An 8,717-nucleotide genomic window follows, 5' to 3' on the forward strand; every position below is an offset into this window, starting at 1 on the left:
ACAAGAATATCGTTTCTCGCCTTTCTTAACCTCGCAGCCGTAAAATTGTGGCTACCGTCTTTTGTCAACAGAACCTAACAATAAAACGATACGATACATCATGGCCTCTGATACTGCAGCGTCTCTTCATCACGCCGGTTTACAAGACCTCAAGATACCTGAAAGTGTATATGACCGTTAATTTTTACATGCGTCTTATTGGCACTCCTCATAATCTGCAAAGCTGCCGCATCATCACCGGCGTTAACCCGTTCAAGAGCGTGCTCAGTCACACGATGAGGGGCATTATAAGCGAAACTCACAAGAGCATCGAACTGATTCTGCGTTATATCTCTTGCCGGAATGCCCCTGCGAACGGCTTTTGAGAACCTTCGGACATCCGAATCCATTTGCCGTTGAATCTGTTCATCTGTCAGATGCAGCCTCGAATCCTGTTCGTTACATGGACCCTGATGAAGTAACTGCTCGACCCCTATTGTACAATTATTATTCTGATCATTATTAGGAATCGTGCCTTGTGGCTTCACGCGCCGCGATTGCCGCTCTTCCTCCGGCACTGAGAGTCTTGTCCGTGTTGGCCGGCGGCTGAGATGCTGCATTTCCGGCTGTCTGTGTTCCGCTCATATCCCTGTAACTTCTCCCGATTACCCTTCAGGCTTACGTCATCATAACCGGAAGCTCCATGCATGCAGGCAAGCGAACCCGCCCTGACTTGACGGGATACGCGGTGCGCGCAATGTGTCAGATTATGTCATCCGAACATTCCCCCCTCTCTCCGGAGGAAACCGGCCGGATCGGCAGCGCGCTGCATGAGGTGCGGGAGCGGATTGCTGCCGCCGCACAGGCGGCGGGCCGGTCTGCAGAGGCCGTCACGCTGGTTGCCGTCTCCAAATTTCACCCGCAGGAAGCCGTGATCGCGGCACTGGATGCCGGGCAGCGCGTGTTCGGAGAGAACCGCGTGCAGGAAGCCGCCGCGAAATTCCCGCCCCTGCGTGAGCGCTGGCCCGATCTGCGGCTGCATCTGATCGGCGGGCTACAGACGAACAAGGCGGCAGAGGCCGTGCGGATCGCGGATATGATCGAAAGCCTGGACCGTCCCTCCCTGTCGGACGCCATTGCAAAGGCGGCGGAGAAGGCGGGCCGGGTGCCGGATCTGCTCATTGAGGTGAATACGGGGGATGAGGCGCAGAAGGCCGGGGTCTGCCGGGCGGAGGCGGACGGCTTCATCCGTGACTGCCGGGCCCGCTTCGGAGCCGCCCTCAAAGGGCTGATGTGCATCCCTCCGGCGGATGGTAATCCCGCTCCGCATTTCAGCTATCTCCGTACTCTGGCCGACAGGCATGGACTGCCGGTGTGCTCTATGGGTATGTCAGCGGATTACCCGGCCGCGATCATGGCCGGAGCCGATTACGTCCGCGTCGGGACTGCCATATTCGGGCAGCGCTCCTGATATGCGGAACGGCTCTGCGTGCCGCTTTCCGCGGGACCGGCAACACGGGCTGCGGCCGTTTTCGCAGCTTCCGGGCCGGATTTTTTTCTGTTCTGATCGACGTGTCAGCGGAGTCCTTGCATGACGACTGAGTCCGATTCTTCCGAACCTTCCGGCGAGGTTCCGAAAGGCGATACGGCCGGAACCGGCGAGGCCGCTGCCGCGCCCGCCACGCCCGAGATGCGCGAATATGCCGCCGATACGGCAAGCCATATGGCGGCTCCGGTCGGCTTTGCGGCCGTGCTCAGCGTGCTCGGTGTTGTCTATGGCGATATCGGAACCAGCCCGCTTTATGCGCTGCGCTCCACGATCCAGGCGATCTCAGGACATCATCAGGCACAGCCCTGGGAGATTCTCGGGATCGAGGGGCTGATCTTCTGGACGCTCATCCTGATCGTGACGATCAAATACGTCCTGCTGGTCATGCGCGCGGATTATAACGGAGAGGGCGGTATTCTCGCCCTGGCCTCCCTTGCCCAGCGCGCCACACCGCATCTCCGCTGGCGCTATGCGCTCGGCATGATCGGCATCACCGGGGCCTGCCTGTTCTTCGGAGACGGGATCATCACCCCGGCCATTTCCGTGCTTTCGGCCATTGAGGGGCTGGAGATTTCCATTCCCGCCGCGGGGGATTTCATCCTGCCGATGGCCATCGCAATCCTGATCGGCCTGTTCAGCATGCAGTGGATCGGGACCGGAAAGGTCGGTGCCGTGTTCGGGCCGGTCATGCTGCTGTGGTTCTCAACCCTGGGCGGGCTGGGACTGGTGCAGATTTTCCATCACCCCGGCATTCTGGCGGCGATCTGGCCCTATTACGCCATCAAGTTCACCATCTACCACGGATTTCTCTCCTTTCTCGCGCTCGGCTCCGTCGTGCTGTGCGTGACGGGGGCTGAGGCGCTCTATGCCGATATGGGCCATTTCGGCGCCCGGCCGATCCGCTACGCCTGGACTTTCTTCGTCCTGCCCACCCTGGCGCTGAACTATCTCGGCCAGGGCGCCCTGATCCTTGAGCACCCGCAGGCGCTGGCCAATCCGTTCTTCCTGATGGCCCCCCACTGGATGCAGATCCCGCTGGTGGTCCTGTCCACGTTCGCCACGGTGATTGCCAGTCAGGCGGGCATCTCCGGCGGTTTCCAGGTGTGCCGTCAGCTCATTCAGCTCGGCTATCTGCCGCGCATGCAGATCCGCCACACCAACGCGGAAGAGGAAGGCCAGATCTATCTGCCCGAGTTCAACCGCTTCCTGGCCGTCGGTGCGATCATCCTCGTTCTTGCCTTCCGCAGCTCGGACCGTCTGGCCGCGGCCTACGGCATCGCCGTGACCGGCACGTTCATCTGCACCACCCTGCTGTGCTTCGTGGTGTTCCGTCTGCAGTTCCGGTGGAGCACGGCCGCCGTCTGCGGCACCTTCATTCCGTTCCTGCTGATCGACAGCACGTTCTTTTCCGCCAATGCCATGAAGATCCCCGATGGCGGCTGGGTGCCTCTGATGCTGGGCTGCGCCATGACGCTGGCCATGACCACATGGAAGCGCGGCCGCAGCCTGATCGCCGCACGCCGCAATCAGGACGCGCTGCCCATGGCGTCCTTCATGGCCCGGCTGCCGCAGTCCCGCACGATCATCCGCGTGCCGGGCATGGCCGTGTTCATGACATCGGACCCCGATGTCGTGCCGCCGAGCCTTCTGCACAATCTGCGGCATAACAAGGTCCTGCACGATCACGTCCTGTTCGTGACGGTTGAGAACATCGACGCGCCGGAAGCCACGCCGGGGCATCGCGCCGCCACTCTTGAGCTGGCTCCGGATATCAGCCGCGTCATCCTGCGCTACGGCTTTATGGAAACGCCGAACGTGCCGCGCGCGCTGCAGGATCTGAAGACCGCGGGGCTGAATTTCGATGCCGCACAGGCCTCCTATTTCACGTCGCGTGAGCGCCTGGTCCGCTCGCCTATGTCGAAAATGACGCACTGGCGGCTGTCGATTTTCCTCTTCATGGCCAGAAACGCGACACCGGTGACGGACTTCTTCCGGATTCCGCCTGACAAGGTCGTGGAGTTCGGGGTCAAGGTCTCGGTGTGACGCAGCACTCCGGTCTCCCGGAAACTGCGGTCCCGGAGTTTTCCCCGCCCGGGACCGGCAGCGGGCTGGCTCTGTATATTCACTGGCCGTTCTGCCTGTCGAAATGTCCGTACTGCGACTTCAACAGCCATGTCCGGGACGTCATCCCCTCAGACCGCTTCATCGCGGCCCTGAGGGCGGAGCTGGCGCGGGAAGCCGCCCGGCTCGGGCCGCGCCGTCTGACCTCGATATTCTTCGGCGGCGGCACGCCGTCCCTGATGCCGCCCGACGGCGTTGCGGAGCTGATCGGAGATGCGTTCCGTCTGTTCCCGCCGGACCTGGCCCTGAACCCGGCCTCGGAGGTGGAAATCACTCTTGAGGCCAATCCGACCAGTGTGGAGGCCGGTCGCCTCGCCGCCTTCCGTCAGGCCGGGGTGAACCGCATCTCCCTGGGTATCCAGTCGCTTGATGATGACGGCCTGAAGCTTCTGGGCCGGACCCATTCCGCCGCCCAGGCCATTGCCGCCCTGGAACTGGCGCGCGGCCTGTTTCCCCGTGTCAGTTTCGATCTGATCTGCGCCCGCCCGGGACAGACGCCGGAGGCCTGGCGTTCCGAACTGAACCGGGCGCTTGATCTCGTGACGGATCATCTCTCGCTCTATCAGCTCACCATCGAGCCGGGCACGAAATTCGAGGCGCTTTACCGCCAGGGGAAGCTGGTCCTGCCGGAAGAGGACATCGCCGTGCGGCTTTATGAGCTGACAGGAGAGGTGACGTCCCTGCACGGGCTGGAGGGATATGAGGTCTCGAACTATGCCGTGCCCGGCCGGGAAAGCCGCCATAATCTGTCCTACTGGCGGTATGAGGACTATGCGGGCATCGGCCCGGGCGCACATGGCCGCCTCACACTGGACGGACAGCGCATCGCCACCCGCCGCCATCGCGCGCCGGAGATCTGGGCGGAGCGCGTCGAAGGCGGCGCGGATACCCGGGCGGAAGAGACCGCGCTGACGCAGGAGGAGCAGGCCCGGGAGATGCTTCTGATGGGGCTGCGGCTCAAGGACGGCGTCCGTGCGGACAGCTTCCGGCAGACAACCGGGCTGGATCTGTCCGGGGCCGTGGCCCCCGATGCCCTCGCCCTGTTCGTCAGCGAGGGCTGGATAGTGTATGATGAGGAAGGTCTGCGGACTACGTCTCACGGTCGTCTGATACTGGAAGCCTTGCTCTCCCGTCTCATTCTGTGAGACCAGACACACGGGACGAACGACAGAACAGGTCCGGAATGCAGGAACCCGAGGATATCACCACCCCGCCGGACGGGATGCCCGAAGGCATCAGCCCGGAAGGTATCGGGACAGAGGACGGAGACGACATGGCCGATGAGCCGCTGCGTCCGGTCCCTGCCCTGCGCCCGGTGGCATGGATGGTCTATCCTCCGTCCGGCGATCCGTGGATCACCGATCAGTACCCCATCCGCTTCCGCCGTCTGGGATACAGGATCGTCGGCCTCTGCCTTGAGGACCAGGTGAAGGAGAATGTCGATCTCCGGGTCCGGCACGACATGCAGAGCGACCGGACCAAACGGCTCGGGCGGCAGATCGACAGCATGATGCTGCTTGCGAAAATCATCAGCCGCCTGCTGTCTATTCAGGAAAACAACTTCCACTATGATACGAACAAGGTGGAGGAAGACCTGATGCACTGGGGTCTGCTTGAACGCCAGGGCAATCAGCTTCGCAGAAGCTCCAAGGCCGGACGGCTTCTGGCCTGTCTGGAACTGGAATGGCTCCGCAAGAAGGCAGGCTGGCTCAGGACCGACGAATGATCGCCCGGAAATGACTGTCCGGGACGGTCATCTCAGGAGGAACGCACCATGTATGAGATCCGCGACAATCCGGGGGCATCCCGTTTCGAAACCGAGGCCGAGGGCCATCTCTGCGTGATTGACTACAGATCCGGCGACGGGACCATAACCTTCGTGCACACGGAAGTGCCCGAAGCCGTCAGCGGGCGCGGCATTGCCGGAGCCCTCGCCCGCTTTGCCCTGGATCAGGCCCGGGAGAAAAACCTGAAGGTTGTCTCCCTGTGCAGCTACATCACGACCTGGATCAGGCGCCATCCGGACTACGCGGATCTTCTCACGCCCTGACCGCAGGTTCAGCCGCCGCTCTGCGTATCCGGGATGCCGGAACCGGCCTCCGGCCGCAGCGGCAGACCGAGCCTGCGGCTGATCTCGGAAGCTGCCGCCGCCGTGTCGTCAAGCGGGACAACCGGCCAGGCTTCTAGGAAATCCTCGAAAAACCGGATGCGCCCGCTGTTGCGCAGCGTTTCGAGAAACAGGCCGATGCGACGGGAATATCCGGGCAGCCGCGCGACGAAAACCGGTGCAGGTCCGGCCACGGCTTCCGAGACCATGGACACGCTGTCCGCCGTGACGATCACGAAATCCGCGCAGGCAATCAGCCCCTGATAGGGATTATCCGCCCCGCCCTCCCAGATCTCCCCGCCGAAATCCGCAGCCGCGGCGCGCAGGGCGGCAGACGCCTCCGGTCCGGTGCGGCGGGAGGTCGTGATAAACAGCCGTGCATTGAGCGACCGCAGCGCGCAGTGCAGATTGCGGACCAGCGCCCGCGCCTCTTCCGCCCCGAACCGGAACCGGCCATTGGTGCCGCCCGCCAGCACGGCGACAAGCGGGCGGTCATCGGATTTCAGCCTCACGGCCCACTCCGTGCGCGCCGTCTCCAGAACCTGCGGCGTCAGCCCGTGTAATGCGGTGCGGGTCAGGATCACGTTCGGCCCGCTGATCTCATCATGCACGTTCGCCACGACCAGATCGAAACGGGACAGGGCCAGACGCGGATTCTGGATCTGCACCACGGGCCGCATCGCAGACCGCAGCGCCGCGCCGACCCGCCCGCCCTTCCCGGCCACGCTGAACACGGGACCGGTCTCCGGCACGCCGCGCACGGCGCGTGAAGGGAATGGCCAGAACCGGGCCGGAACATGCCGGCGGAACGCATTCATACGGACCGGCAGAAACCTTGCCGACAGCGCAAAATGTCCGGCCAGACCGCAGACCTGGCTTTTCATACCGGCCAGATCCTCGGCAATGAGAGTCAGGGCCGCAGCTTCACATTCCGGTGTCAGGGGGAACTCTCCTGTCCGCATGGCACGTTACGGGCCAGGACTCCATGCCCGTTTTACCTCAGGGCGTCGAGGATTCCTTTTCAAGGACAGGGAAGATACATGGCTGCTTTCCCCGCTCAGGACCCGCTCATCGAGGATTATGCGCTGATCGGCAACGCGCACGGCGCGGCGCTGATCCATCGCTCCGGGACGATCGAATGGCTGTGCATGCCGCGCTTCGACTCGGAAGCCATCATGGCCTCGCTGCTCGGCACGCCGGATAACGGGTGCTGGGTGCTCCGTGCGGCGGATGCAAAGGCACGGGTCTCCCGGCGCTATGTCCCGGATACGATGGTGCTGGAAACGACCATCGAAACCGCAGACGGAGCCGCCGTCATCCTCGATTTCATGCCGCCGCCCGCGGAAAACGGCCAGACGCATGAACTCGTCAGGATCGTCCGGGGAGCCAGCGGTACGATAAAACTGTTCACGGAAATCCGGATCCGCTGCGGCTATGGCCGCTACGCCCCCTGGACCGAACGGCGCGAGGGCGCGGTCTGGTGCTCCGCCGGGCCGGACGGTCTGCGGCTGAGCAGCAGCATTGATCTTACGAACCCGGACTATACAACCTCGGCTGAACTGACCCTCTCGGAAGGCCAGGAGGTGCACGCCACTCTGGAGTGGTTCCCCTCTCACATCACGCCCGGCCTTCCGCGCGATCCGGCAGCCCTGCTGCGACACACGATCGCGCAGGAACGTCAGTGGATCAGCCGCTGCGCCTGCCCCGGCCCGTATGAGGATACCGTCCGCCGCTCGCTGCTCGTGCTCAAGGCCCTGACCTACCACCCCACCGGCGGCATCGTCGCAGCCCCCACGACGTCCCTGCCCGAAGAACCCGGCGGTGTCAGAAACTGGGATTACCGCTACTGCTGGATCAGGGATGCGGTCTGGACGCTGCACGCCCTCGTCATGTCGGGCTATTCCGAAGAGGCCCATGCCTGGCTGCTCTGGCTGATGCGCGCCACTGCCGGTTCTCCCGACGAACTGCAGATCATGTACGGGCTGCATGGCGAGCGCCGCCTGATCGAGGATGAGCTGACCCATCTTGCCGGATTCGGCGGGGCGAAGCCGGTCCGCGTGGGCAACGGTGCCTATGACCAGATCCAGCTCGATATCTACGGCTCCCTGCTGGGCGCTTTCGATATGGCCCGGCGCGACGGGCTGCCGGACATGGATCTGACCTGGCCGTTCCAGAAAGCCGTGGCGAACCGCGTGATGTCCGTCTGGAAGGAAAAGGATTCCGGATTGTGGGAGGTCCGCAGCGGGCTGCAGCACTTCACCTATTCCAAGATCATGTGCTGGTTCGCGCTGAACCGCACCATCGCCAGCGCACGGGATTTCGGACTGGAAGGCAATATCGATGCCTGGACGCGGGTGCGCGACGAAATCCACGCCGATGTCTGCGAAAAGGGATTCAACGCGGAGATCAACAGCTTCGTGCAGTATTACGGCGCGGACCGCGTCGATGCGTCCCTGCTGCAGATCAGTCTGCTCGGCTTCCTCCCGTCCTCGGACCCGCGCGTGAAGGGTACCGTAAAGCGCATAGAGGAGCAGCTCCGCAAAAACGGATTTGTCTGGCGCTATCTGGCGGACAGCGAGGAGGCGGATGGTCTGCCCGGAGAAGAGGGCGCATTCCTGGCCTGCAGCTTCTGGCTGTGTGACGCATGGATTCTCGAAGGCCGCACTGAGGAGGCCCGCGTCTATTTCGAGAAGCTGACCGGCTGTGCGAATGATCTCGGGCTGATGGCAGAGGAGTATGACCCGGCCTCACGGCGTCAGCTGGGCAATTTCCCTCAGGCCTTCAGCCATTTCGCCCTGGTGCAGACCGCGCATCTCCTGAACATGCAGCAGGCCGGCGGCACGGCACCGGACGAGCCGCCGGGTCTTCTGTAAAAGCGGCCCTTATACCAACCATTGATTGCTAGAACCTATGCGCCCAATTGCGCAGTCCGATTGACATGATGCGCCAAGGTTGTTCGAC

At 63.0% G+C, this 8,717-nt stretch carries 8 protein-coding genes; 6 read left to right on the forward strand and 2 right to left on the reverse strand.

Features of this window, described 5'->3' with window-relative positions:
* Positions 1–149: 149 nt before the first annotated feature.
* Complete coding sequence (locus LOC54_RS12375; RefSeq protein ID WP_408740340.1) at positions 150–599, reverse strand: lysozyme; 450 nt, start codon at positions 597–599, stop codon at positions 150–152.
* A 149-nt stretch (positions 600–748) separates the two neighbouring features.
* On the opposite strand from LOC54_RS12375, the gene LOC54_RS10300 reads away from it, so the two are divergent.
* From LOC54_RS10300 to LOC54_RS10320, 5 genes are all read left to right on the forward strand, one after another.
* Positions 749–1,450: a YggS family pyridoxal phosphate-dependent enzyme gene (locus tag LOC54_RS10300; RefSeq protein WP_279313730.1), complete on the forward strand. Its 702-nt coding sequence runs from the start codon at positions 749–751 to the stop codon at positions 1,448–1,450.
* A gap of 120 nt (positions 1,451–1,570) precedes the next feature.
* On the forward strand, positions 1,571–3,571 hold the full coding sequence (locus LOC54_RS10305; RefSeq protein WP_408740341.1) for a potassium transporter Kup: 2,001 nt from the start codon (positions 1,571–1,573) through the stop codon (positions 3,569–3,571).
* Between the two features lie 65 nt (positions 3,572–3,636).
* Positions 3,637–4,794, forward strand: coding sequence for a radical SAM family heme chaperone HemW (gene hemW, locus LOC54_RS10310; RefSeq protein ID WP_279313736.1), 1,158 nt, complete (start codon positions 3,637–3,639; stop codon positions 4,792–4,794).
* 38 nt (positions 4,795–4,832) lie between these two features.
* The gene (locus LOC54_RS10315; protein WP_279313731.1) at positions 4,833–5,375 is read left to right on the forward strand and encodes a hypothetical protein; all 543 of its coding nucleotides are present in this window, start codon (positions 4,833–4,835) and stop codon (positions 5,373–5,375) included.
* A gap of 48 nt (positions 5,376–5,423) precedes the next feature.
* The gene (locus tag LOC54_RS10320) at positions 5,424–5,699 is read left to right on the forward strand and encodes a GNAT family N-acetyltransferase (RefSeq protein ID WP_279313732.1); all 276 of its coding nucleotides are present in this window, start codon (positions 5,424–5,426) and stop codon (positions 5,697–5,699) included.
* Positions 5,700–5,707: 8 nt separating this feature from the next.
* On the opposite strand, the gene LOC54_RS10325 is transcribed toward LOC54_RS10320, so the two are convergent.
* Entirely contained in the window at positions 5,708–6,718 is a 1,011-nt protein-coding gene (locus tag LOC54_RS10325; protein ID WP_279313733.1) for a mitochondrial fission ELM1 family protein, read from the reverse strand.
* A 78-nt stretch (positions 6,719–6,796) separates the two neighbouring features.
* On the opposite strand from LOC54_RS10325, the gene LOC54_RS10330 reads away from it, so the two are divergent.
* Positions 6,797–8,629, forward strand: a complete 1,833-nt coding sequence (locus LOC54_RS10330; RefSeq protein WP_279313734.1) for a glycoside hydrolase family 15 protein — start codon at positions 6,797–6,799, stop codon at positions 8,627–8,629.
* The last annotated feature ends 88 nt before the right edge of the window (positions 8,630–8,717 follow it).

The organism is Acetobacter sp. AN02, from assembly GCF_029759835.1.
In the GTDB taxonomy this organism is placed as follows: domain Bacteria; phylum Pseudomonadota; class Alphaproteobacteria; order Acetobacterales; family Acetobacteraceae; genus Acetobacter.

Excerpts from the sequence above, each read along its gene's own strand:
- LOC54_RS12375 (WP_408740340.1), bottom strand. The coding sequence starts at position 599 with ATGCAGCATCTCAGCCGCCGGCCAACACGGACAAGACTCTCAGTGCCG.
- LOC54_RS10300 (WP_279313730.1), top strand. The coding sequence starts at position 749 with ATGTCATCCGAACATTCCCCCCTCTCTCCGGAGGAAACCGGCCGGATC.
- LOC54_RS10305 (WP_408740341.1), top strand. The coding sequence starts at position 1,571 with ATGACGACTGAGTCCGATTCTTCCGAACCTTCCGGCGAGGTTCCGAAA.
- LOC54_RS10315 (WP_279313731.1), top strand. The coding sequence starts at position 4,833 with ATGCAGGAACCCGAGGATATCACCACCCCGCCGGACGGGATGCCCGAA.
- LOC54_RS10320 (WP_279313732.1), top strand. The coding sequence starts at position 5,424 with ATGTATGAGATCCGCGACAATCCGGGGGCATCCCGTTTCGAAACCGAG.
- LOC54_RS10325 (WP_279313733.1), bottom strand. The coding sequence starts at position 6,718 with ATGCGGACAGGAGAGTTCCCCCTGACACCGGAATGTGAAGCTGCGGCC.
- LOC54_RS10330 (WP_279313734.1), top strand. The coding sequence starts at position 6,797 with ATGGCTGCTTTCCCCGCTCAGGACCCGCTCATCGAGGATTATGCGCTG.